This window comes from Janthinobacterium lividum, assembly GCF_034424625.1.
Taxonomy (GTDB): Bacteria; Pseudomonadota; Gammaproteobacteria; order Burkholderiales; family Burkholderiaceae_D; genus Janthinobacterium; species Janthinobacterium lividum.
In genome coordinates, this window is record NZ_CP139976.1 from 111,450 (window position 1) to 136,370 (window position 24,921).

19 protein-coding genes are annotated in these 24,921 nt (G+C 62.3%); 10 read left to right on the forward strand and 9 right to left on the reverse strand.

Annotated features, from left to right (window positions below; genetic code table 11):
- Positions 1 to 107: 107 nt before the first annotated feature.
- Both U0004_RS00465 and U0004_RS00470 read right to left on the reverse strand, forming a co-directional pair.
- On the reverse strand, positions 108 to 2,273 hold the full coding sequence (locus U0004_RS00465; RefSeq protein ID WP_231958558.1) for a M3 family metallopeptidase: 2,166 nt from the start codon (positions 2,271 to 2,273) through the stop codon (positions 108 to 110).
- A gap of 154 nt (positions 2,274 to 2,427) precedes the next feature.
- Positions 2,428 to 2,646, reverse strand: coding sequence for a SlyX family protein (locus U0004_RS00470; protein ID WP_034753936.1), 219 nt, complete (start codon positions 2,644 to 2,646; stop codon positions 2,428 to 2,430).
- 160 nt (positions 2,647 to 2,806) lie between these two features.
- On the opposite strand from U0004_RS00470, the gene U0004_RS00475 reads away from it, so the two are divergent.
- Complete coding sequence (locus U0004_RS00475) at positions 2,807 to 3,193, forward strand: type II toxin-antitoxin system RelE/ParE family toxin (protein ID WP_070257801.1); 387 nt, start codon at positions 2,807 to 2,809, stop codon at positions 3,191 to 3,193.
- Positions 3,190 to 3,546: an addiction module antidote protein gene (locus U0004_RS00480; RefSeq protein WP_052140027.1), complete on the forward strand. Its 357-nt coding sequence runs from the start codon at positions 3,190 to 3,192 to the stop codon at positions 3,544 to 3,546. The genes U0004_RS00475 and U0004_RS00480 overlap by 4 nt, the downstream gene beginning before the upstream one ends.
- Positions 3,547 to 3,553: 7 nt before the next feature.
- Here the strand turns inward: U0004_RS00480 and U0004_RS00485 are convergent, their stop codons facing one another.
- Positions 3,554 to 5,614, reverse strand: coding sequence for a UvrD-helicase domain-containing protein (locus U0004_RS00485; RefSeq protein ID WP_051991465.1), 2,061 nt, complete (start codon positions 5,612 to 5,614; stop codon positions 3,554 to 3,556).
- Between the two features lie 209 nt (positions 5,615 to 5,823).
- Between U0004_RS00485 and U0004_RS00490 the strand changes: the two genes are divergently transcribed.
- Entirely contained in the window at positions 5,824 to 6,309 is a 486-nt protein-coding gene (locus tag U0004_RS00490) for an SRPBCC family protein (RefSeq protein ID WP_070257800.1), read from the forward strand.
- Between the two features lie 9 nt (positions 6,310 to 6,318).
- Here the strand turns inward: U0004_RS00490 and U0004_RS00495 are convergent, their stop codons facing one another.
- Together U0004_RS00495 and U0004_RS00500 are read right to left on the reverse strand one after the other, a co-directional pair.
- Complete coding sequence (locus U0004_RS00495) at positions 6,319 to 7,440, reverse strand: HD-GYP domain-containing protein (RefSeq protein WP_230523271.1); 1,122 nt, start codon at positions 7,438 to 7,440, stop codon at positions 6,319 to 6,321.
- A 166-nt stretch (positions 7,441 to 7,606) separates the two neighbouring features.
- Entirely contained in the window at positions 7,607 to 9,055 is a 1,449-nt protein-coding gene (locus U0004_RS00500; RefSeq protein ID WP_070257820.1) for a dihydrolipoyl dehydrogenase, read from the reverse strand.
- A 128-nt stretch (positions 9,056 to 9,183) separates the two neighbouring features.
- On the opposite strand from U0004_RS00500, the gene U0004_RS00505 reads away from it, so the two are divergent.
- Positions 9,184 to 10,074: an ArgP/LysG family DNA-binding transcriptional regulator gene (locus tag U0004_RS00505; RefSeq protein WP_034780913.1), complete on the forward strand. Its 891-nt coding sequence runs from the start codon at positions 9,184 to 9,186 to the stop codon at positions 10,072 to 10,074.
- Positions 10,075 to 10,087: 13 nt separating this feature from the next.
- Here U0004_RS00505 and U0004_RS00510 read toward each other — a convergent pair whose 3' ends face one another.
- The gene (locus U0004_RS00510) at positions 10,088 to 12,145 is read right to left on the reverse strand and encodes a primosomal protein N' (RefSeq protein ID WP_070257799.1); all 2,058 of its coding nucleotides are present in this window, start codon (positions 12,143 to 12,145) and stop codon (positions 10,088 to 10,090) included.
- A gap of 135 nt (positions 12,146 to 12,280) precedes the next feature.
- Here U0004_RS00510 and U0004_RS00515 point away from each other — a divergent pair, with 135 nt between their 5' ends.
- Positions 12,281 to 12,415: a hypothetical protein gene (locus U0004_RS00515; RefSeq protein WP_256607843.1), complete on the forward strand. Its 135-nt coding sequence runs from the start codon at positions 12,281 to 12,283 to the stop codon at positions 12,413 to 12,415.
- Positions 12,416 to 12,986: 571 nt separating this feature from the next.
- Here U0004_RS00515 and hemE read toward each other — a convergent pair.
- Positions 12,987 to 14,072, reverse strand: a complete 1,086-nt coding sequence (gene hemE / locus U0004_RS00520) for a uroporphyrinogen decarboxylase (RefSeq protein WP_034780918.1) — start codon at positions 14,070 to 14,072, stop codon at positions 12,987 to 12,989.
- A 200-nt stretch (positions 14,073 to 14,272) separates the two neighbouring features.
- Between hemE and U0004_RS00525 the strand changes: the two genes are divergently transcribed.
- The 5 genes from U0004_RS00525 (at position 14,273) to U0004_RS00545 (ending at position 23,532) form a co-directional block, all read left to right on the forward strand.
- Positions 14,273 to 16,216, forward strand: coding sequence for a dipeptidyl-peptidase 5 (locus U0004_RS00525; protein ID WP_070257798.1), 1,944 nt, complete (start codon positions 14,273 to 14,275; stop codon positions 16,214 to 16,216).
- Positions 16,213 to 20,394: a DEAD/DEAH box helicase gene (locus tag U0004_RS00530; protein WP_070257797.1), complete on the forward strand. Its 4,182-nt coding sequence runs from the start codon at positions 16,213 to 16,215 to the stop codon at positions 20,392 to 20,394. Before U0004_RS00525 ends, U0004_RS00530 begins: the two co-directional genes overlap by 4 nt.
- A 69-nt stretch (positions 20,395 to 20,463) precedes the next feature.
- On the forward strand, positions 20,464 to 20,952 hold the full coding sequence (locus U0004_RS00535) for a hypothetical protein (protein WP_070257796.1): 489 nt from the start codon (positions 20,464 to 20,466) through the stop codon (positions 20,950 to 20,952).
- A 169-nt stretch (positions 20,953 to 21,121) separates the two neighbouring features.
- A complete protein-coding gene (locus U0004_RS00540) occupies positions 21,122 to 22,981 on the forward strand; it encodes a DUF885 domain-containing protein (protein WP_070257819.1) in 1,860 nt (619 codons plus the stop codon).
- A 170-nt stretch (positions 22,982 to 23,151) separates the two neighbouring features.
- Positions 23,152 to 23,532, forward strand: coding sequence for a hypothetical protein (locus U0004_RS00545; protein ID WP_070257795.1), 381 nt, complete (start codon positions 23,152 to 23,154; stop codon positions 23,530 to 23,532).
- An 84-nt stretch (positions 23,533 to 23,616) separates the two neighbouring features.
- On the opposite strand, the gene tatC is transcribed toward U0004_RS00545, so the two are convergent.
- Together tatC and tatB are read right to left on the reverse strand one after the other, a co-directional pair.
- On the reverse strand, positions 23,617 to 24,372 hold the full coding sequence (gene tatC / locus U0004_RS00550) for a twin-arginine translocase subunit TatC (protein WP_034780926.1): 756 nt from the start codon (positions 24,370 to 24,372) through the stop codon (positions 23,617 to 23,619).
- Positions 24,369 to 24,902, reverse strand: coding sequence for a Sec-independent protein translocase protein TatB (gene tatB, locus U0004_RS00555; protein ID WP_034780928.1), 534 nt, complete (start codon positions 24,900 to 24,902; stop codon positions 24,369 to 24,371). Before tatB ends, tatC begins: the two co-directional genes overlap by 4 nt.
- Positions 24,903 to 24,921: the final 19 nt, after the last annotated feature.

A 24,921-nucleotide genomic window follows, 5' to 3' on the forward strand; every position in this document is an offset into this window, starting at 1 on the left:
ATGCGCGGTTTACCACGGTTTACAATCAAAAACTCCAAATAAAAATGGCCGCCAATCCCTTGGCAGCCATTTTCATTGACCCGGCGTTGACGCCGGCATTACACCACTTACTTGCCGTTCAAGCCACGGCGTTCCAGCAGCGGCTCGATCTTCGCATCGCGGCCGCGGAAGTTGCGGTAGATGTCGAGCGCATCGGCGCTGCCGCCGCGCGAAAGCAATTTGCTGCGGAACCAGTCGCCGTTCTTGCGCGTCAGGCCGCCGTTCTCCTTGAACCACTCGACCGTGTCGGCATCGAGCTTTTCCGACCACAGATACGCGTAGTAGCCGGCCGAATAGCCGCCCGCGAACGCGTGCGAGAAATACGTGGTGCGGTAGCGCGGCGGCGCCGGGGCGAAATCGACGCCGGCATCCGTCAAGGCGGCTTTTTCAAACGCCAGCACGTCGGTCGGGATCTGTGCCGGGGTCAGCTGGTGCCAGCGCTGGTCCAGCAGGGCCGATGCCAGGTATTCCGTGGTTTTATAGCCCTGGTTGAAATTGTCGGCCGCCGTCACTTTCGCCAGCAGTTCGGCAGGGATAGCCGCGCCCGTCTGATAGTGCTTGGCATAGTTTTGCAGCACTTCCGGCCACAGCGCCCACATTTCATTGACTTGCGACGGGTATTCGACGAAGTCGCGCGGCACGCTGGTGCCGGCAAAGCGCGGGTATTTCACGTTCGAAAACATGCCGTGCAGCGCATGGCCGAATTCGTGGAACATGGTGTTGACTTCGTCAAACGTCATCAGGGTCGGCTGGCCCGCTTCCGGCTTTGGAATGTTGAGGTTATTCGCGATGACGGGCTTGCGGTTCAGCAAGGTCGACTGGCCCACGTAGGCATTCGCCCAGGCGCCGCCGCGCTTGTTGCTGCGCGCGTAAGGGTCGAGCGTAAAGATGGCCAGCTGCGTGCCGTCTTCATTGAAGACATCGTACACCAGCATGTCGGACGTGTAGACAGGCAAGTCGGTGCGCTGCTTAAAGGTCAAGCCATACAATTTGCCAGCAGCAAAGAACACGCCCTTGGTCAGCACACTGTGCATTTCAAAGTACGGTTTCAACTGAGTCTCGTCGAAGTTGTAGCGTTCGGCACGCACCTTGTCGCTGTAGAAGGCCCAGTCGGCGGCGCCCACCTTGAAGCCGCCTTTGCCTGCATCGATGACCTTCTGGATATCGTCCGCTTCACGGCGCGCATTGACGACGGCCGGTTTTGCCAGCTCGCCCAGCAGCGCGTTCACGGCGGTCGTGTCGTGCGCCGTCTGGTCTTCCAGCGAATACGCTGCGTAGTTCGGATAGCCCATCAGCGCGGCACGTTCGGCGCGCAGTTTTGCCAGTTCCAGCACTTCCTGGGTATTGTCGAACTCGCCGCCACGGCTGCCGCGCGCTTGCGAAGCGGCCATGATGCGTTCGCGCAAGGCGCGGTTGGTCAGCAGCGACAGCGGCGCCTGGCCCGTCGTATTGACGAGAGCGATCACATACTTGCCATCCAGGCCGCGCTTCTTGGCCAGGCCGGCAGCCACCTCGATGGCGGCCGGCGACAGGCCGTCGAGTTCTTCGCGCGTATCGACGACGACGGCCGAGGCGTTCAATTCCTTCAGCACGTTCTGCGCGAACTTGGTCGACAGGGCAGCCAGCTGGCCGTTATAGGCGCGCAGCTTTTCCTTGTCCGCCGCCGACAGCTTGGCGCCGGCGCGTACAAAATCGGTGTGGTAGCGTTCCAGCAGGCGTTTCGATTCCGCATCCAGGCCCAGCTTGTCGCGCTTGGCGTACAGGGTGTCGATGCGCTTGAACAATTTGTCGTTGAGCATGATCGCGTCGCTATGGGCCGCCATTTTCGGCGCCAATTCGCGCTCCAGGCCCTGGATCGTCTCATTCGTATTCGAACCGGACATCACGGAAAACACGGTGCGCACGCGGCTCAGCAGCTGGCCCGAGCGTTCCATGGCCACGATGGTGTTGTCGAAGGTAGCTGGCTTCTTGTTATTCGCAATCGCGTTGATTTCCGCCAGGTTGGCGGCCATGCCTGCCGTAAAGGCGGGCGCGTAGTCGGCGTCCTGCACCTTGTCGAACGGCGGATAGTTGAATGGCAGGCTGCTGGCCTGCGCAAACGGGTTCGAAGCGGGCAGCGTTGCCGCCGCGGTAGCGGCAGTGGCAGGTGCTGTGGTGGCGGTGGCGGCAAAAGCGGCAGCGGCTGGCGCCAGCATCAGGCTGGCGGCGATGACGAGCATTGTTGGACGGGTCATGTCTACTTTCTAGGAGCACAAGAGAGCCGCGATTGTGTCGCGGGCCAGCTTGAAATAATAACAGCCTGACACACTTGCGTCACCCGCAACGACTGACCTTAACGGGTCGGCGGGTAATGAATGGTTTTCATGCGTCCTGCTTCACGATGCCGATTTAGTAATGCGGCGGACGTTCGTTGACCAGCCCGCCATTTGCCTGCTGCGCCCCGTCGCGCACATGTTCACCCAGCTTGTGCAGCATCGCCTCGAGCTGGTCGATGCGCTTGCCCTGCTGGTACACCATCTGGTTCAGCGACTCGACCAGGTCTTCCTGCTGCGCCAGCTTGATTTCAATATCGACGAAACGTACTTCCATCTGTTCTGCATTGTCCATGGTGCTTCTGCTCATTTCTGACTGAAAGCGGCATTCTACCGCCGCAGTAGCGTGAGCCAGGACAAACCTCGTCCATTCGCCATCGGTCAGACGGCCATTGCTGCCTATTCTTTCGTTTGGCCCCCTCAAATCGCTTGACGAATGAGAACAAACGATTACAATGACTGCATCCACGCCACCCGAACCACCGCTGATCGACACGCGCAAGACGGCCGAATACCGGCGCTGGGAAGACTCGCTGCAAGATGTTGCGGCCGCCGCCATCGACGCGCGCATCAAGCACTTACAGCACGGCAAAAAGGGCGACTGGCGGCCAGTGGGTGAAGGCGTGTGCGAGCTGCGCTTTTTACAGACGGGACCGGGCTGGCGCGTGTATTTTCATGAAACGAACCGGGGCACCCTGATCTTGCTGCTGTTGGGCGGCAACAAATCCAGCCAGCAGCGCGACATAAAGCAGGCGCAAGCGATCCTCCGGGAGCTGAAAGCCCGGCAGGCGGCCCTCAAAAAAGCGGCGGCAAGCCCCTCCACAGGAGCACGAAAGAAATGAACCACGACATCGACCACGACACCTTCGACCTCGACGACCTGGAAGCATTGGGACTGAGCAAATTTGACCCGACACAACACCTGACCAGCAAGGCCGCCGTGGCCGCCTACATGAGCGAAATCGTCGCCACCGGCAATGCCGAACTGTTCCAGTCCGCCATGAACGACGTGGTGCGTGCCTACGGCATGGGCAAGGTGGCGGCCAGGGCCGACATCACGCGCGAAGGCGCGTATAAAGCCTTGCGCGAAGGCAGCAAGCCGCGCTTCGAAACCATTTTAAAGATGCTCGATGCGCTGGGCATGCAGCTGGCCATCGTGCCAAAAACCACGCCAGACGGCGCAGTGGAAGCCTGAGCGCCGCTTACCCTTTCGGCGCGGCCAACAGCGCCTTCATGCGCGCCAAACGCTCCTTGGGCGAAATCACTTCCGCTTCCGTCGGCACGGCGTCGCCCACGTCGAGTTCCATTTCCTTGATGAAGCGCGACGGGTCGCAATGGACTTGCTCGCCAGCCCGCTTGCGCTTCTTGCACCACGTAATGTGCAAGGTGCGCTGGGCCCGCGTAATGCCCACATACATCAAACGCCGCTCTTCCTGGATGCGCGCGGCGATGGTTTCGGCCGGCGCGTCAGGGTCGCCCTTGTGCGGCAAGATGCCCTCTTCCACGCCGACCAGAAACACGTGCGGAAACTCGAGACCTTTCGACGCGTGCAGGGTCGACATGCGCACGGCGTCCTGCTCCTCGTCCTTGCCCTCGAGCATGGTCATCAAGGCCACCATCTGCGTCAATTCCAGCACGTTCTTTTCTTCGCCATCGCGGTCCTTGCCGCCCCGGCCCCGTTCCTTGAGCCAGTTGACGAATTCCAGCACATTCTGCCACTTGCTTTGCGCTTGGCGTTCCTCGAAGGCATCGTACAGATACGATTCGTAGTGGATTTCCTTCATCATGTCATCCAGCACTTCGGCCGCGTTGTCGCCGCTGCCGGCCGCGCCCGGACGGCTGGCGCGCGATTCGAGGTCGTTGATGAAGTTGCAGAAGTCGCGCAGCGGACCCAGCTGACGGTCCGTCAGCTTGGCCTCGATGCCGCCCTTGAAGACGGCCTGGAACAGCGAGCACTGCCACTGCCCCGAGAACGCGCCCAGCACCTCCAGCGTCGATTGCCCCACGCCACGGCGCGGCGTCGTCACGGCGCGGATGAAAGCCGGATCGTCGTCCTCGTTGGCCAGCAGGCGCAGATAGCTGATGATGTCCTTGATCTCGGCCTTGTCGAAGAAGCTCTGGCCGCCCGAGATCGTGTACGGGATGCGTTCCTTGCGCAAACACTGCTCGATGATGCGCGCCTGGTGGTTGCCCCGGTACAAAATGGCGTAATCGGAAAATTTGTTCTTGCGCTCGAAATGGTCGGCCGAGATCATGATGGCGACCTGTTCCGCCTCCTGCTCGTCCGTCTGCATGCCCAGCACCTTGATCGGCTCGCCCAGGCCGTGTTCGGACCACAGCGACTTTTCAAACAGTTTAGGATTGTTGCCGATGACGGCATTGGCCGCATTGAGCACGCGCATGGTGGAGCGGTAATTCTGCTCCAGCTTGATCACGCGCAAATCGGGGAAATCCGTCTCCAGGGTCTTCAGGTTTTCCACGGTGGCGCCGCGCCACGCATAGATCGCCTGGTCGTCGTCGCCCACGGCCGTAAACATCGGCTTCTTGCCGATGCCCGTCACCATCAGTTTCACCAGTTCGTACTGGCACGTGTTCGTATCCTGGTATTCATCGACGAGCAGATAGCGCAAACGGCGCTGCCACTTGTCACGCACGGGACCGTTGTTGCGGAACAGTTCCACCGGCAAGCGGATCAGGTCGTCGAAATCGACGGCCTGGTAGGCGGAGAGCGTTGCCACATAGCTGCGGTAGATGCGCGCCGCGTTCGCCTCGTCCTCATCCTTGGCTTGTGCCAGCGCCATGTCCGGGTCGATCAGGCCATTTTTCCACAAGGACATGGCGTTCTGGATGCCGCGAATGACCTGTTTATCGGTGGTAATGGCGAGGTCTTGCACGAGGGAAAAACAGTCGTCGCTGTCCATGATGGAAAAGCGGTCCTTCAGCCCCACGCCATTGGCTTCCTGACGCAGGATTTTCACGCCCAGCGAGTGGAAGGTCGACACCGTCAACTGCTTGGCCTGGCGCGGCTGTTTCAACAGCTTGGCGATGCGCTCCTGCATTTCCAGCGCCGCCTTGTTGGTGAAGGTCAAGGCGGCGATGGTGCGCGGGTCATAGCCCCGGTCTTCGATCAGATGGGCGATCTTTTGCGTGATCACGCGCGTCTTGCCCGAGCCGGCGCCCGCCAGCACCAGGCAAGGGCCGTCGAGGTAGGTAACCGCTTCGCTTTGGGGCGCATTCAGACCGAACTGTGGTGCTTTGGACATCAGGGTATTTCCGCAGGGAACAGCAGCCCATTGTAACAGCGTCGCGCAGGCTATTTGCATGGCGGGCCATGCCTGAAAAACAGGCAATGGCATTGATATATCGCCATCTGACGCCATCTTGACCCATGCAATGCGTGCGGCACGGCCACGCCTGGAGTACCATTCCGCCTATATCGCCCGTGTGCGCCCACTTACCGAATGGCAGTCCCATGAAATTTGAACACTTGATTGAAATCAACGATCCTTTGAACCCGCTGATCGACACCTTGACCCTGGAGCAAGTCTGGCGCGGCCTGGTCTTGCGCGCCGAGTCGCCGAAACTGTTCGTGCCGCACCTCGATGAATGCCAGATCAGCGAGCGCAGCGATGCCGGCTTCGCGCGCAGCCTGCGCTATGGCGAGCTGGTCATCAACGACAGGGTGGTGCTGGTGCCGCAATTGCAGGTGCGCTACGAAGTGCCGGCGCAAAAGGATATCAGCGCGTCCTCGCTGGTGATGACCATCGAAATGCCCGACGAAGCGAGCATGTGGGTGCGCTTCCAGTACGACGATGGCCACGACGCGGCCACCGATGCGGCCAACGCCCTGTACGACGACTTCCGCCGTTCCGCCTACAAGGAGTCCGACATCGACACCGTGCGCATCATGCGCGAACTGGCAGTCGAAGGACGGCTCGATGCGGGCTTGCTGAACTAAGCGCCTGGGCTACATTCGCGCGCTGCGGCCCCACAGCTGATCAGGGCGAAACTGCAAACCCGCCTGCTCCGCACTGAGCACTTCGCGGATGGCGTGCAAGTCCACGCGCGTATCGCGCCGCAGCGGCACGTCCAGGCGCGCGCCGCGGGGGCCGATCAGCGACTGCACGTGCGGCGTGGCGGCATTCAAGCCCTTGCGCGTGACGACGCCGATTTCCCCATTGAGCAATTTGACGAAGGTGCCGACCGGGTAGATGCCCAGCTCGCGCACCAGCAGGGACGCCAGCGGCGCATCCAGCGTGGCCTTGTCGGCCATCAGCATTTCGCGCAGGGCCACGTTCGGCAGCAAGGGCTGGCGGTAGCTGCGCTTCGAAACGCGCGCGCAATAGCGGTCGGCCAGCATGATCAGGCGCGCGCCGATGCCGATCGCCTCGCCTTGCGTGCCCAGCGGATAGCCGCTGCCATCGATGTTTTCATGGTGCTGCAGCACGGCCTGCAGCCAGACGGCGTCCGTGACGCCCGCCGCGCGCAGCAGGTCGACACCGGCTTGCGGATGAGCCCGCAAATAGGCCCGCTCCTGCGCGTCCAGCGGTCCCGCCTTGTGCTGGAAATCCGCATGGCGTTCCAGCATGCCCACATTCATGCTCAGCGCGGCCAGCACCACGCTGCGGAGCACGCCATCATCGAGTTTCAGAGCGCGCGCCAGCAGGGCCGTGATGACGGCCGTGTCGACGCTGTGGCGCACGGCAAAGTCGCCCGCGCCTTGGTTGTGCAGGATGCAAGCCAGCGCCACGTCCGCATCCAGCGCAACAGCCTCTTCCACCAGCTGCGCCAGCGGCGCGAGGGATAGGTGGCTGCCCGCCTGCCCGGCGGCAATGGCCGGCAGGACGAGGGCCAGCCCTGCCGTGACAAGGTTCAGCATGCGCAGGGCCGACGGCGCTTCCGTGGCCGTGCGCGGCACGTCCGCACTGGTATCGGCGATGACGCCATGCGCCAGCAGCAATGCGATCTGGTTCTCGCTGCTGATGACATGGCCCAGCCTGGCCAGCAGGCTGCCCGTCTCGCCGTGCACGTCCCAGGGCAGGGCCACGCCCAGGGCGAGTTCTCCCGCGTAAATGCGCCGAATTTTCACATCGTCTCCGTGTCATCGCTAGCCGCTACCCTTTTTACCATTGCGGCATGGGTGGCATGTGCCAATTGAAATGTTTTTTGCTTTTAATCAATATTTCAATGTGGCAGCGATGATCGCGCAATCATGTGAGCTTGTCTACAAAATTATATAAATCATAAAGTTGCATTCAGGGCCCAGGTGTGCAATCGGCGCAGCCGGGCGCATGTTCCGGGTCTTTTTCCAGGTGCAGCGCCAGTTCGCGCAAGGCCGTGCGCACGCCTTCCTCGATGACGGGGTGGTAAAACGGCATGTCGAGCATGGCTGGTACCGTCAGCTGCGCCTGGCATGCCCAGGCCAGCAGATGGCCCAGGTGTTCCGCCCTTGGGCCGATCAGCTCGGCGCCAAGAAAGCGCTTGCTGCCAAATTCCGCATACACGCGCAGCAAGCCCTGGTTTTGCAGCATCACGCGACTGCGGCCCTGGTTGCCGAATGACACGGCACCGACGGCGAAGCGGCCTGCATGGCTCACGCACAATTGCTGGTACGTCGCGCCCAGGGTGGCGATCTGCGGCTCCGTGAAGGCAATCGTCAACGGCGTGCGGCGCAAGCCTGGTTTGACGTCAGGAAAGCGCGCCGCGTTGTCGCCCGCGATGCGGCCCTCGTCGGCCGCCTCGGGCAGCAGCGGCAGTGCGTTGTCGGCATCCCCGGCAATGAAGATGGCGCTCTTGCCACACTGCATGGTATGCGGGTCATGCAGGGGAATGCCGTGGCGGTCGAGTTCGATTTGCGCCGTTTCCAGGCCGATCTTGTCCACGTTCGGCGCCCGGCCGATGGCGGCCAGCATATACTCGAACTGCTCGGTTTTTTCCACGCCGGCGGCATCGCTGCTGGTGAGCAGGATGCCGCTGCCGTCAGGCGCTTTTGCCATGTGCGCGACCTTGGTCATGAATCGGATATCGAGTTCGCGCGCCAGTACGGCATCCGCCTCCCGCAGCACCAGCGGGTCCGTCAGCTGCGCGACTTTATTGCCACGCGCAAACAAGGTCACGCGCACGCCCAGCCGCGCCAGCGCCTGGCCCAATTCCAGGCCGATGACGCCGCTGCCGACCACGGCCACGGAGCCTGGCAAATCCGTCCACTCGAACACGGCGTCGCTGGTGATGACCCTGTCTCCCGCCGCCTGCCACTCGGGCGGCACGATGGGCGTGGAACCGGTGGCGATCACCACGCTGGTGGCCTCGACAAGCGTATGCTCATCCACCTGCAATGTGCCGGGGGAAATAAAACGCGCATGGCCGCGCAGTTTTTCTTCGTCAGGGATGGCGTTGACGCCGTCGAGCACGAAGCCGACAAAACGGTCGCGCTCGCTGCGCACCCTGGCCATCACTTGCCGGCCATCGATGCGCACGGGGCCCGGGTGCACGCCAAAAGCCGGCGCCGCAGCCACGGCATGGGCCGCCTCGGCCGCCGCGATCAGGAGTTTGCTGGGCATGCAGCCCACCCTGGCGCAGGTCGTGCCGTACGGTCCGCTTTCGATCATCAGCACGCGCTTGCCCTGCATGCGCGCCGCCTTGTGCGCCGTCATGCCGGCCGTGCCGCTGCCGATCACGGCCACATCCACTCGTATCGTCTTCATGGTGCTATCCATCCACTGAGGTTGCTCATAGCGTTCGATACTACCCGTTTGCCAAAAATAAGGTTTTACTTTGCAGCAATATATGCATTAGTATAACTAATCATTTTCAAAATTTATAAGCTGAGCTAATGGGATCACTCGATTATCGCGCGCTGGCCGTGCTGGACGCCGTTGCCAGCCATGGCAGTTTCGACAAGGCCGCCCTGGCGCTGGGCATCACCCAGTCGGCCGTCTCGCAGCGCATCAAGGCGCTGGAAGACGCCAGCGGGCGCCTGCTGATCATCCGTGGCCAGCCAGCCGTGCCGACGGGACTGGGCCAGCGCCTGATCGTGCATCACCGCAACGTCAAGCTGATGGAAGCGTCGCTCGACATCGACCTGGGCAACAGCGTCAGCATGCCGGAAATCGCCATCGCCATCGATGCCGACAGCCTGGCCACGTGGTTTCCCGACACCTTGTCCGCCCTGCTGGCGCCACCGCGCTGCCAGCTCGACGTGCGCCTGGCCGACAGCGACAGCGCCTTGCAGATGGTGCGCGACGGCTCCGTGTTCGGCTGCGTGGCAGCCGAGTCCGGCACAGCGATCGACGCGGCGGCCGCCACCAGCGTCACGCCGCTGGGCACCTTGCGCTATGTCTGCGTGGCAACACCCGTATTTGCAGGCCACTGGTTCGGCGATGGTTTTATTGCCGAGGCGGTACAACTGGCGCCCGCCGTGGTGGGCCAGCACGGCTTGCTGGCGCGTTTCCTTGCTGAACAATTGAGCATGCGTGAACCGTTTCCGCACCACACCTTACCCGTGGAAGCGACGCGCCGCGGCTGCGTCCAGGATGGCCTCGCCTACGGCTTGATGCCGCAGCGCCTGGCCGCGCAGGCGCTGGCAACAGACCGTCTCGTGGATCTGATGCCGGGCAGCACCCTGGACGTGCCGCTGAGCTGGCATGCGTGGACCCTGGACACGCCATTTACCAAGCTGCTGTCCGAGCAGATCGTCAAGTCGGCGCGCGACTATCTGAACTAACTCAGTGAATTAATTAAATATCCAGCGGGTCCACTTCCAGCGACCATTTCACGCGCGTCTTCATGGCGCGCAATTCCGCCAGCCATTCTTTTAAAAACGCCTGCAGCGCGGGCCGCGAGGGGGATTCCAGCAGCAGCTGGGCACGGTCCACGTTGTAGACGCGCGTCATGCTCATGGGAATCGGGTCATTGATGGTCACCTGCGGGTGTTCCATGCACTCTTTCGCCGCCTGCAGGAACTCGATGGCCGTAGCCAGTTCGGGCGCCTCGGCGCGCAGCAGGGCCTGAAACAGATACGGCGGCAGCGCCGCCTGGGCCCGCTCTTCCAGCAAGGTCGTGGCGAAGTGGTCGTAATCGTGGTTGACGACGGCGTCGTACAGGGGATGGCGCGCATAGCGCGTCTGGATCAGCACCTCGGACACGCTGCCCCCTTCCGTCTGCGCGGCGCGCCCGGCCCGGCCCGCCACCTGCATCAGCTGGGCGAACAGGCGTTCGCTGGCCCGGTAATCCTGCGAAAACAGGGCCGTGTCCGGGTTCAAAATGCCGACCAGGGTCAGTTTTTTGAAATCGTGGCCCTTGGCCACCATCTGCGTGCCGATCAAGATATCCACTTCGCCCCGGTGCACGGTGTCGAACGCTTCCTGCGCGCTGCCCTTCTTGCGCGTGGAATCGGCGTCGATGCGCAAGATCCGCGCCTCGGGAAACAATTGCTGCAAGCCCTCTTCCACCCGCTGCGTGCCGCGTCCCAGCGGCTGCAGATCGACGTTGCCGCAGGTGGGGCAATGGCGGGGAATGCGCAATTCCAGGCTGCAATGGTGGCAGCGCAAGCGGTGCTCGGGCTTGTGCAGCACCATGAACGAGGTGCAGCGCGTGCAATTGCTGATCCAGCCGCACGATTCGCAGCAGATCACGGGCGAATAGCCGCGCCGGTTCAAGAACAGCAGCGACTGTTCCCCGCGCTCCATGCGCAGTTTCAAGGCGGCTACCAGATGCGAAGTCAGGCCGTCTTTCGGCTTGTCGCGCTCCATGTCCAAAATCTTGACGCGCGGCAACACCGCATTCTTGACGGCCCGTTCGCGCAATTCCAGCTTGCGGTAGCGCCCCGTCTGTGCATGGTGCCAGCTTTCCAGCGACGGCGTGGCCGAACCGAGCACGATGGGGATCTGCAATTGCCAGGCGCGCCACACGGCCAGGTCGCGCGCCGAATAGCGCAAGCCTTCCTGTTGCTTGTAGGACGGGTCGTGTTCCTCGTCGATGACGATCAGTTTGAGTTTCGGCAAGGACGCCAGAATGGCCAATCGCGTGCCGAGCACGATGCGCGCCTGGCCCTGGTGCGCGGCCAGCCAGTGCAGCATGCGCTCGCCTTCGGACAGGCTGCTGTGCAGGGTGGCCAGCATGACGCCGGGAAAGCGCGCGCGGATATTGCCTTCCAGCTGGGGCGTAAGGTTAATTTCCGGCACCAAAATCAGGATTTGCGCATCGTCCTCGCGCGCCAGCACCTGGGCGCAGGCTTGCAGATACACTTCCGTCTTGCCGCTGCCCGTCACGCCGTACAGCAGGGTTGGCTTGAAACCCTGGGCGCCGCCGATGGCGTCCGCCGCTTCCTGCTGCGCCGGGTTGAGCGCCGGCATGTTGAACGGCGTGCCGTCATGCGCGTCGGCCAGCTTGCCCAGCTTCTTGATGGCGCGGTCGAGCGCCACGGTGGTCAGCACGCGCAAATTCTTCGGCAAACCCGGCAGCGCCACTTCACCGAGCGGACGCTGGTAGTAATCGGCGGCAAAGGCGGCCAGCGCCAGCCACTGTTCCGACAGGGGCGCCAGCTGGCTGCGCACGGCCAGCACGTCCTTCAATTTCGCGGCGGGAACGTCGGTGCTGTCGGATACGCCGACAATCAGCCCCATCACTTCGCGCCGGCCGAACGGTACCAGCGCCAGCTGCCCCACTTGCGGCAGTACCACGACAGCGTCCGCACCGGCATCCACCGCCGCGTTCCAGCGGTAGTCGAACAGGGCGTTCAAGGGCGTGTCGAGCGCGATTTTCAGGATGCACGACGTCAAAATGCACTGCGACATGGAAGTAGGGCCTATCTCAATAAAAAAGCGCGCCGCAGGGGAAATGGCGCGCGGGATGTCCGGCATCAAGCCAGCGGGCCATGATACTTGTTTCACCTATCAAACGCCTAACGGCGGACAGGACAGCATGTCATCATGCCTGAAGAAAATTCTGTGGATAACTTTGTGGACAAAGCAAAATTAACTTTCAGAAAAATGTGGACAGAAAATTTCGATCGCCGTCAAGAGCGGCACGCAAGAAAAATTAACCATTTAAAATCAATGGCTTAAAAATTGATGCCCGGGAGGCTACAAATCCACAGGACATTTCCGCCGCTGTGCATAACTGAACCATTTGTAATTTATTTATACAGAAATCAGCACCACTTTGAGGCACCCGATCGCGAAAAACAGGGGCGGCCTGCGGCAAAGTTGACAATTGCCGGGCAAGCGTTCGTTTTTGCCTGCCGGGCGGCGAAACATTGTTCAATTATCATGCGCTGCAACATACACTTCACGTGAAACCTGAACATCGACGCTAAGTATCGGTTAACAAATTACTTTTCAATTTTATCCACAGAATCTGTTGATAACTTTGTGGACAATGAAGGAATAAGGCCTGCGAACGAAAGAATAACCTTATCAATAGCAACAAAGTCCGCCGAACAAGGCATTTTTTATTTCTTAATAATCAAGCACTTGCAGAGCATCCCCGGGCATGGATTTTCCACTGCCTCTTATTTCCGCAGCAAAAAAAATTGTGCATAAGTCGGTATTTCTTGCTAGGGCGCAGCAAAGAAAAAGGCAGGCTTCCGCTGGAAAGCCTGCCTTTTCTGTCCCTGCGCGAGGGGAGGCGCCGAAATTACTGGCCGCTGCGCATGGCGCGGCTCATGCTGTGCACGGCTTCCACCATCGCTTCCACGGATTCCGGTGGCGTGAACTGGGAAATGCCATGGCCCAGGTTGAATACATGGCCCGTGCCGGCCGATGGGGCGCCGAAGGCGTTGAGCACTTTCGCCACTTCGGCGCGGATCTGCTCGGGGCTGGCGAACAGGATGGCCGGGTCGAGATTGCCCTGCAAACCCACTTTATGGCCGACCAGCTGGCGCGCGCGCGTCAGGTTGACGGTCCAGTCCAGGCCCACGGCATCGGCGCCGATATCGGCGATCTGCTCGATCCATTGGCCACCGCCCTTGGTAAACACGATGGCGGGAATCTTGACGCCATCCTTGTCGCGTTTCAGCTGCGCCACCACTTGCTGCATGTAGGCCAGCGAGAATTCCTGGTAGGCGCCGTCAGCCAGCGCACCGCCCCAGGAGTCGAAAATCATCACGGCTTGCGCGCCGGCATCAATTTGCGCGTTCAGGTACTGCGCCACGGAGGTGGCGTTAATCGCCAGGATGTGGTGCATCAGGTCCGGACGGTTGTACAGCATCTTCTTGATGGTGTGGAACTCTTTCGAGCCGCCGCCTTCCACCATGTAGCAGGCCAGGGTCCAAGGGCTGCCGGAAAAACCGATCAGCGGCACGCGGCCGTTGAGTTCCGTGCGGATTTGCGTGACGGCCTTGAAGACGTAGTCGAGCGATGCCAGGTCCGGCACTTGCAAGGCCTTCACATCCTGTTCCGTGCGCAGCGGGCGCTCGAACTTCGGGCCTTCGCCATCGGCGAAATACAGGCCCAGACCCATCGCGTCGGGCACCGTCAGGATGTCGGAAAACAAAATCGCCGCGTCGAGCGGGAAACGCTCCAGGGGCTGCAAGGTGACTTCCGTCGCGTAATCGGGATTCTTTGCCAGGCCCAGGAAGGAGCCGGCCCGCTCGCGCGTGGCGCGGTATTCGGGCAAATAGCGGCCCGCCTGGCGCATCAGCCAGACAGGGGTATGCTCGGTCGGCTGGCGCAGCAAGGCGCGCAGGAAAGTATCATTCTGGAGCGGAGCAAATTGTGGCATGGAAGGCAATCAATAGCTTGGAGAAGCGGTATTATCGCATCCAATCGCCGCCATTTCATTGATTCCAGTGCCGCTTTGCAGCATTTGCCACGCACAGCGATGACTTTCGTTGTGCCTGCCCTTCCATTATGATGATGCACGCCGCCGCGCGCCCTGACCCTGCCTGGCGGCCCTTGATCCCCTCACTACACGGAGCCCGCATGACCTCGACCGCATCTTGCACCCCTTATGGCATCTGGCCATCGCCGATCAGCGCGGCCATCGTCGCCGCCGGCGCCTCGCCGCTGACGCAGCTGGCCCTGGGCGGTGCGGATGACAGCGACGTGTTCTGGCTGGCCGGACGCGCCAGCGAGGCGGGCCGCAACACCCTGCTGCGCCAGCGCGGCGCGCGTGTCGATGAACTGACGCCAGCGCCCTTCAATGTGCGCACCCGCGTGCATGAATACGGCGGCGGCGCGTATGCCGTTGCCGGCGATAGCGTGTATTTCTCGCATTTCGCCGACAATTGCCTGTACCGCGTGGACGGCGACGGCACCCCGGAAGCATTCACCACGGGCGGCAGCACGCGCCATGCGGATTTTGTGGTCGATGCGGACCGTTCCCGCCTGATCGCCGTACGCGAGCAGCATCCGGCGGAAGGCCACGCGCATCCGGAAAACTGCCTGGTGGCCGTCGGCTTCGACGGGCGCGAAACGATGCTGGCGCGCGGCCACGACTTTTATGCGGCGCCGCGTTTGTCGCCGGACGGCAGCCAGCTGGCCTGGATCAGCTGGGATCACCCGCGCCTGCCATGGCAAGGCACGGAACTGTGGCTGGCCGACGTGCATGCGGACGGCAGCCTCGGCTCGCCGCGCCTGATCGCCGGCGGCGCGCGCGAATCGATCTGCCAGCCGGAATGGTCGCCCAGCGGCTTGCTGCACTTCGTCTCCGACAGCAGCGGCTGGTGGAATCTGTACCGCCTGCACGGCGCCGACATCGAGGCACTGTGCCCGATGGAAGCGGAATTTGCCACGCCGCACTGGACCTTCGGCGGCAGCATGTACGGGTTTCTTTCCGACGACGAGATCGTCTGCACGTATATCCAGGCCGGCATCAGCTACCTGGCGCAATTGAACGTGGCGGCGGCCAAGCTGGAGCCGATTTCCCACCCGTACCAGGAAATCCGCGAACTGCGCGTGGGGCCCGGCTTTGTCGCACTGCTGGGCGGCAGCCCCACCATTGCGCTGGAACTGGCGCGCATCGATTTGGCTAACCATGAGCTGGAAGTGCTGGCGCAGTCGATCACGGCCCTGCCCGCGCTCGACTATCTCTCCGTGCCGCGCAGCTTGAGTTTTCCTAGCAGCAATGGCCGCACGGCCTACGCCTTCTTTTATGCGCCCACGAATGGCGATGTACAGGCGCCGGCAGGAACATTGCCGCCCGTCATCGTCATCAGCCACGGCGGTCCCACCAGCATGGCCAGCAATACCTTGAAACTGGCAACGCAGTACTGGACCAGCCGCGGTATCGGCGTGCTCGACGTCAACTATGGCGGCAGCAGCGGCTTTGGCCGCGAATACCGCGACGCGCTGCGCGGGCAATGGGGCATCGTCGACGTGGAAGACTGCATCGCCGGCGCGCGCTACCTGGCGGCCAACGGCCTGGCCGACCCGGAACGCCTGATCATCCGCGGCGGCAGCGCGGGCGGCCTGACCACCCTGTGCGCCTTGACGTTCCACGACGTCTTCAAGGCGGGCGCCAGCTACTATGGCGTGTCCGACCTGAAGGGACTGGACGACGATTCGCACAAATTCGAAGCGCGCTACACCGACTACCTGATCGCCTCGCAACCGCAGGCCGAGGCGCTGTACCGCGAGCGCTCGCCCATCCACCACACGGATAAATTGTCGCGCCCGATGATCTTCTTCCAGGGCCTCGATGACAAGGTCGTGCCGCCGCAGCAGTCGCAGCTGATGGTCGACGCCTTGCAGGCGCGCGGCGTGCCCGTCGCGTACGTGCCGCTGGAAGGCGAGGGACACGGCTTCCGCAAGGCGGAAAACATCGTGCGCACCCTGGAGGCGGAACTGTATTTCTACCAGCGCGTGTTCGGCCTGCCCGTGGCGGCCGGCGAGCCGCCCGTGCAGATCGCCAACTTGCCCGCATGACCGAGCAGAATGGTGACCAGCATCTGCTGGACGAGTTCGCCGCACTGGAGCAGCATGAACAGATGATTCTGGCCTTGCTGGCGATCACGGGCGAACCGGTGGGCAAGCATGCCGTGTATGAACACTTGCAGCGCGCCAATGTCGTCGAGCCGGACGGCACGCCGTTTTCCCTGCTGGTGGTAACCAACATGCTGCAGCGGCTGACGCGCCTGGCGCTGGCGTCCGAGATCGTCGGGCGGGGCTTTGCCTGCGAAGCGAGGCTGCGCTGGCCCGCCATGCGCGCCGCCATCGAGCACCTGGTGTTTCGCGACCTGTGCCAGGCCATCGAGCTGATCAACCCCGTGCGCCGCAACTGGGATGGCTATGTGGAATTGCGCAGCTACCGGCAAGGCGTGGCGCGCCTGCGCATCGCCCTGCTGCGCAATGACGAGGTGCGCCACGTGGCCGCCATCCTGGCCGCCTGCATGGCGTGCTATGAAGCGCAGCAGTTGCATCCGCTGATCGAAATTTTCGGCCGGCCGTTCGAACCGGAAATGTTGTCTTTCGTCATGCCGCAACTGCAGGATGACATCCTCGCCGTGCTGCTGGGCAACGCCCCGCGCGAGCCGGCCACGGCGCACGCCATCCGCGCCTACGCGCGCGCGCACCATGCGCGCCAGGCGGCCGCCGGCGACCATATCGGCGCCGCCCTGCCATTGGCCCTGGCCGAAGACGCCCTGCTGTGCGGCGAACTCGACGCAGCCGCGCGCTACCTGGCTGGCCAGCAGGGGCCGCAGGCGCTGTTTGTCGACAGCAGCATCGCCCTGTTGCGCGGCGAGCACGCGCACGCCGTGGCGGGCTTCGAGACAGCCTTGAAAGGACTGCGCAAGGAGGCAGGCAAGCGCAAGCTGTGCTTCACGGGCATCGGCGGCCACCTGTACGTGCTGGCCTTGCTGCGCGGTAACGACGCCAAGCTGCTGAAGAGCGCGGAAACCTACCTCGATATCGCCCTGCATGCGCAGCCGAACCACGACAGCATCGTCTACCAGCAACTGAACACCTTGCGCCTGGTGCGCGGCGGCGTGCAGCTGGCGGAAAGCATCCCCACGCGCAGCTGGGAAACGGGACTGCAGGCGCAGCTGTTCCAGGGCTTGCTGTACTACTGGCTGGCGCTACCGCAATTGAGCGAGCGCAAGGACCAGCTGCGGTCGCTGGTGCAGCAGGCGGACGCGGCCGGCTACGATCTGATCGCGGCGCAGGCGGCCGGCTTGCTGGGCTTGATGGGCGAGGCGCAGCAGGAGCGCTATGCGACGGCCAAGCGGGCGCAACACGGCTTGACGGACATGGCGCCGTGGTTCGAGCGCCAGGAAGCGTGGCAGCGCCAGCTGAGCGCGCTGATCAACCTGCAGCAAAATGCGCCCGCCGAAGCGCTGGGTGGCGTGTCGCGCCTCGTGTGGCTGGTGGCATTCGACCCGCGCTTCGGCCTCACGGCCGTGGAAGTGCGCGAGCAGAAGCGCGACGCGCGCGGCGGCTGGAGCAAGGGCCGCGCCATGGGTCTGAAACGCCTGGCCGAAGAGGCCGGCGACATCGATTTTCTCACGCCGCAAGACGCGCGCGCGGCGGGCAGCATCGCGCCGTTCAAGCAATACTATTCGTCAGCGCCCCGCTATGAAATCGAGCTCGACAAGGCCGCCGTCTTGCTGGTGGGCCATCCGCTCGTGTTCTGGCTCGACCATCCCGACACGCGCGTGGAACTGATCGCCGGCGCGCCCGAGCTCCTGATCAAGTCGCACGAAGGGCAGCTGTGGCTGGGCATGCAACCGCCGCTGCCCGACAACGGCAGCAATGTGGTGGTGCAGCGCGAAACGCCGACGCGCCTGCGCGTGGTGCACATCCTCGACGAGCACCGGCGCATCGGCGCCATCGTGGGCCTGGGCCTGTCCGTGCCCCTGCATGCGGAAAAACAGGTGATGCAGGCGATCGGCGCCATCTCGTCCATGGTCACCGTGCAATCGGACATCGGCGGCGGCGCCGGCGACGCGGAAGCCATCACGGCCGACCACCGCCTGCACGTGCACCTGCTGCCCTATCAGCAGGGCCTCAAGATGCAGATTTTAGTGCGTCCACTGCTCGACAACGGCGCCTATTACGCCCCCGGCAGCGGCGCCGAAAGCGTGTTTGCCGATGTGGCGGGCCGGGCCGTGCAGGCGCGGCGCGACCTGAACGCGGAACGCGAAGCGCAGCGCCAGCTCATTGGTAAATGCCTGGTGCTGGAAGAGGCGGAGGAAGAGCATGGCGAGTGGCTGCTGGGCCAGCCTGCGCTGGGCCTGCAATTGCTGGTGGAATTGCAGGCGCTGGAGCCAGACGGCATGGTGCTGGCCTGGCCCGAAGGCGAAACCATGCGCGTGTCGAAACGCATCGACAGCGGCCAGATGCGCCTGAATATCAAGAGCGAAAAAGACTGGTTTGCCGCCAGCGGCGAAGTGCAGATCGACGAAGACAAGGTAATGGATTTACGCGCCCTGCTCGACTTGATGCAGAACAACAAAAGCCGCTTCGTGGCCCTGGGCGACAACCAGTTCCTGGCTCTGAGCGACGAATTGCACCGCCGCCTGTCCGAGCTGGCCGCGTATGGCGAAGCGCATGCCGACGGCGTGCACATCCACCCGCTGGCCGCCTTCGCGCTGGAAGAGCTGGCCAACGATGCGGGCGGCGTGAAGGCTGACAAACTGTGGCGCGAACATTTGCTGCGCCTGCGCGCCCTCGACGACTATCAACCGCAGTTGCCCAGCACCTTGCAGGCGGACTTGCGCGATTACCAGCTGGCCGGTTTTAACTGGCTGGCGCGGCTGGCGCACTGGGGCGTGGGCGCCTGCCTGGCCGACGATATGGGACTCGGCAAGACATTGCAGGCGCTGGCCCTGATCCTGGCGCGCGCGCCGCACGGCCCCACCCTCGTCGTCGCCCCCACGTCCGTGTGCATGAACTGGATCAGCGAAGCGCAGCGCTTCGCGCCCACCTTGAACATCAAACTGTTCGGCAACGGCGACCGCGCCGACATGCTCGATACCTTGCAGCCCTTCGACGTGGTGGTGGCCAGCTATGGCTTGCTGCAGCAGGAAGCCACTATGTTTGCCGGCGTGCGCTGGCATACGATCGTGCTGGACGAAGCGCAAGCCATCAAGAATGGCGCCACCAAGCGCTCGCAAGCCGTGATGGCCTTGCAAGGGGATTTCCGCATGGTGGCCAGCGGCACGCCGCTGGAAAACCACCTGGGTGAATTGTGGAACCTGTTCCGCTTCATCAACCCCGGTTTGCTGGGCACCCTCGACCAGTTTAATTTGCGCTTCGCCGGACCCATTGAGAAAGATCAAGACAAGCGGGCGGCGGCCGGCGCGCGGCTGCGGCTGCGCCGCCTGATCGCGCCATTCATCCTGCGCCGCACGAAGACGCAAGTGCTGTCGGAATTGCCATCGCGCACGGAAATCGTGCTGGAAGTGGAATTGTCGCCGCAGGAAACGGCGCTGTACGAATCCTTGCGCCGCGAAGCGCTGGAAAAGCTGGCCATGGTGGAAGGGCCGGCATCGAAGAAAGCCATCCAGATCCTGGCGGAAATCATGAAGCTGCGTCGCGCCTGCTGCAATCCGCAACTGGTGGCGCCCGAGCTGGGCCTGGCCAGCAGCAAGCTGGCGGCGTTCGCCCAATTGCTGTCGGGCTTGCTGGAAAACCGCCACAAGGTGCTCGTCTTCAGCCAGTTCGTCGACCATTTGACCCTGATCCGCCAGCACCTGGAGCAGCATGGCGTGCGCTACCAGTATCTCGATGGCAGCACGCCCATGCAGGAGCGAAAGCGCCGCGTGGACGCCTTCCAGGCGGGCGAGGGCGACGTTTTCCTCATCAGCCTGAAGGCGGGCGGCATGGGCATCAATTTGACGGCGGCCGATTACGTGATCCACATGGACCCGTGGTGGAACCCGGCCGTGGAAGACCAGGCCTCGGACCGCGCCCACCGCATGGGGCAATTGCGCCCCGTCACCATTTACCGCCTGGTGGCGAAACACACGATCGAGGAAGGCATCGTCGAATTGCACCAGCACAAGCGCGACCTGGCCGACAGCTTGCTGGAAGGCAGCGATGCGGCCGCGCGCATGTCGGCCAATGACATGCTGGGCATGCTGCAGGAGGGGTTGAAACAATGAGATTGAAAAAATGAGCGGCGCCACCGCGTTCCATGCGATGATCGTTTTTCCCTGTTGCTCTCCCATGCCATGACCGACTATATCGCCACCAGCGCCGGCCAGCGCGCCACCTTTTTATGCGGCAAATCCTGGACCGCCTACGTCAGCACCTTCCTGATTGCCGTGCTGCTATTCTTTGCCGCCCTGCCGCTGGCCTTCAAGTACAACGCGCGCGCCGCCTTCGTGGTGCTGATCGGCTCGGCCCTGATCGTCGGCTACCGTCTGCTGACCATCCGCAGCTACCAGCTGTACTACGACGAGGCGGGCGTCTGGCTGGCATCTGGCATCTTGCCTTGGAAAAAGAAACTCGCGGGCGTGAAATGGCGCGACATGGATGAAGCCGTCTATGAAACGAACTTCTGGAGCTGGCTGTTCCAGTCCTATACGGTAAGAGTCAGCCAGCGCTACACGCAGGAAACGGAAATCCACGCCACCGGCATGGCGCGCGGCAAGGATGCCGTGGCGGCCCTGAATGTGCGCCATCAGGAGATGCTGCGAGGCAGCGCCATCGTCGTCTAGCGCCGCGCGCGCCCGGCGCAAAAAACTGCGCAGCGGCGGCAATTAATGCTAATCTTTGGGCCGCCCAGGCAAGCAAGGCCAACCTTTCAATAGTTGTTTGTTACTTATATTATCAGTTTATTATTTTCTGATGAGAACAAACGGCAAAATATTCAAGAGATAAACTATGCTGATAAAAAATAAAGTTGCGCTCGCCGCATTGATGATGGCCTTTACCCTGGCACCGGCCAGCGCCGCCAAGAAGCCGCAGAAGCAAGGCAAGGCCAGCACCAGCAGCAGCAAGAAAAAAACCGTCGCCAAGAAAGCGGCCGTCGTCAGCGCCGCCACGGCAGCCACGGTAGCGGCCGTCGCCAGCGAGAACAGCAGCGACCGTTCCATGAATAACCTGAGCGGCCAGTTCCTCACGGCCCTGTGGCGCCTGGACCCGGAAAGCGCGATTTCCGTCGGCAAGTACGATGGCGCCGCCAACCTGAGCATTCCCGACGCGGCCAGCCGCCAGAAGCAACTGGCCTTCATCGAAGAATGGCTGGGCAAGTTCGGCAAGCTGAATGCCGGCAAAATGTCGGACAAGCAACGTACCGACCTGGCCTTGCTGACGAATAAACTGCAAGCGGACCGCTGGTACCTGACCACCTTCCGCGAATTCGAATGGAATCCCGCCCAGTACAACGTGGCCGGCTCCATCGACTTTATCCTGAACACGGAATACGCGGCCCAGCCGCAGCGCCTGCGCACCTTGCTCAAGCGCATCGCCAGCGTGCCGCAATACTATGCGGCCGCGCGCGCCAGCATCGTCAATCCCACGCGCGAACACACGCAGCTGGCCATCGCCCAGAGCGCCGGCGTGCTCAGCGTACTCGATGACCTGAACAAGACGGCGCAGGGCTCCATCCTGACGCCGGCGGAAAAACAGCTGTACAACGCGCGCATCGCCGCGGCCCGCACGGCCGTGCAAGGCTACGCGGCCTGGCTGACGGAACAGGATGCCGCGCTGGCGCAGAACGGCAACGCGCGCTCCTTCCGCATCGGCAAGGAACTGTATGAGCAGAAATTCGCCTACGATATCCAGGCCAGCGTGAGCGCCGAGCAGATGTACCAGAAGGCCCTGGCCGCGCGCGAAAAGCTGCTCGAACACATGGATAGCCTGTCCGACGAACTGTGGGTGAAAACCATGGGCAATACGGCCAAGCCGGCGGACCGCACGGCAAAGATCGGCATGGTGATCGACAAGCTGTCCAGCAACCACGTGGCGGCCGCCGATTTCGTGCCGGAAATCCGCCGCCAGATCCCGCAATTGCAGGAATGGGTAACCAGCCACAACCTGCTGACGATGGATCCGAAAAAGCCCCTGGTCGTGCGTGAAACCCCCGCCTACCAGCGCGGCGTGGCTGGCGCCAGCATCGAGGCGCCCGGCCCGTACCGCCCGCAAGACCGCACCTATTACAACGTGACGCCGCTCGATGGCGAAACACCGGAACAGGCGGAAAGCAGCTTGCGCGAATACAACCACTGGATCTTGCAGATCCTGAATATCCACGAAGCCATTCCCGGCCACTACACGCAGCTCGTGTACGCCAACAAGTCGCCGTCGCTGGTCAAGTCCATCTTCGGCAACGGCGCCATGATCGAAGGCTGGGCCGTGTATGGCGAACGCATGATGCTCGAATCGGGCTATGGCAATAACGCGCCGGAAATGTGGCTGATGTATTCGAAGTGGAACTTGCGCAGCGTCACCAATACCATCCTCGACTACAGCGTGCACGTGCTGGGCATGACGGAAGCGCAAGCGCTCGACCTGCTGACGCGCCAGGCCTTCCAGACCAAGCGTGAAGCAACAGAGAAATGGCGCCGCGTGCAGCTGAGCTCGGTACAACTGACCAGCTATTTCAGCGGCTACAGCGAAATCATGGACTTGCGCGAACAGCGCAAGCAAGCGCTGGGCAACAAATTCGTACTGAAGGATTTCCATGAGCAATTCCTCAGCTACGGCAGCGCGCCCGTGAAAGTCATCAAGGAACTGATGAATTAACGCGCACGCAGCATGACCTTCCAAAGGGCGCTGCGGCGCCCTTTGGCATGGGTTTGCGCTATCGCAAACCACTGGCGCGCCTGTCCATTAAGCTCATGGGAAGGCAGGCGCCACCGCACTCCTCACTGGCAATTGCCGATTTTCCTGCTAGGCTGGATACAGGAGCGTCCATGCATATGCCCATCCAGTTCGACACCCTCGATTACGCCAAACGCCTCGCCTCGGCCGGCGTGCCCACGCAGCAGGCGGAAGCGCATGCGACGGCGCTGGGCGAAGTGCTGGGTTCGGCCGTGGTCGTGCATGGCGAGCTGGCGGCGCTGGAGCGCAATCTGCTGGGGGAAATCAAGCTGGTGGCGCAAAAGGTCGATACCAGAGTGGATGCGCTGGAACTGAAATTCGATACCAGAATAGATGCATTGGAGCAAAAATTCGACGCCCGCCTGGAACGCCTGGACTTGCGCCATGGCGCCGACATGAAGCACGTGTACTGGATGATGAGCACCCTGATCCTGCTCAACCTGGGCATCCTCAGCAAACTGATGCTGCAGTAAGCACCCACCAACTTTCTTGGCGATAAAAAAGCCGCGGCTCCCGAGGGAGGCCAGCGGCTCGTATCGGCACGCGTTGCGGGCCGTCTAGGACGCTTCTTCCGGCGCCTGGGTTGCCTTGACGAAGATGGGCGCCACCAGCAAGCCCAGCTCGAACAGCAGGCACATAGGGATGGCCAGCGAGAACTGGCTGACGACGTCCGGCGGCGTGACGATGGCGGCAATCACGAAGGCGCCAACGATGATGTAGGGACGCACTTCCTTGAGTTTCGCGATGGACACAAGCCCCATGCGCACGAGGATCACCACCACCACGGGCACTTCGAAGGTGGCGCCAAAGGCCAGGCACATCGACATGACGAAATCGAGATAGTTTTCGATATCGGGAGTCACCGCGATCGACGATGGCGAAAAGTCGCTGATGAAGTGAAAGACGCGGCCAAACACGAAGAAATAGCAGAAGGCCACGCCAGCGATGAACAGCAGCGACGACGAGATGACCAGCGGCGCGATCAGGCGCTTTTCATGCGTGTACAGACCGGGGGCGATGAAGGCCCACATCTGATACAGCACCCAGGGCAAGGCGACGATGAAGGCGATCACCAGCGTCACTTTCATCGGCACGAGGAACGGCGAAATGACGCCGGTGGCAATCATTTTCGAGCCGGCTGGCAGCGAGGCGATCATCGGCTCCGCAATAAAATCGTAGATTTGCGAGGGGCCGGGCCAGTAGAACAGCACGGCACAGACGACGGCGATGCCGATCGAGGCCTTGACCAGGCGGTTGCGCAGCTCGACCAGATGCGAGATAAAAGTTTCTTCCACCGGAGATTTGCTACTCATGAGTAAAAGGAGGAGGAACTGGCGCGCGGACGGAAGCGCGCCACGCGGGCGGCCGCCGACTGCACGTGCAGCTTGCCGCCATGGCGCTGCTTGTACCAGCCAGGGATGGCGGAATTGCGCACCAGCTTCTTGCGGCGGAATTCGCGCGCCTTGCGGGCCAGGTCATCGTTGGTGGCGCGCAGCATGGCTTCATGGGCATCGTGATGCCCCTCATACGAGCTGGAATCGCCGCGCCAGGCGTTTTCCACCTCGGCCAGGTTGCCGGAGATCGAGTTTTCCACGCCATGCATGGATTTCTCCACGCTTTGCTTGACGGAATGGGCTGCATCCTGCACTTCCTTCTGCAGGTTTTTCAGCTCTTCCATCTCAATTTCGCGCGACACTTCGGATTTCACCTGGTTCAGATAGCGTTGCGCGCGGCCATACAGGGTGCCGGCCATGCGCGCCACTCTCGGCAACTTTTCAGGGCCGATGACTATCAACGCAACCACGCCGATGATGGCGATTTTAGAGAGACCGAGATCGATCATAAGCGGACAAGGGCTGTTA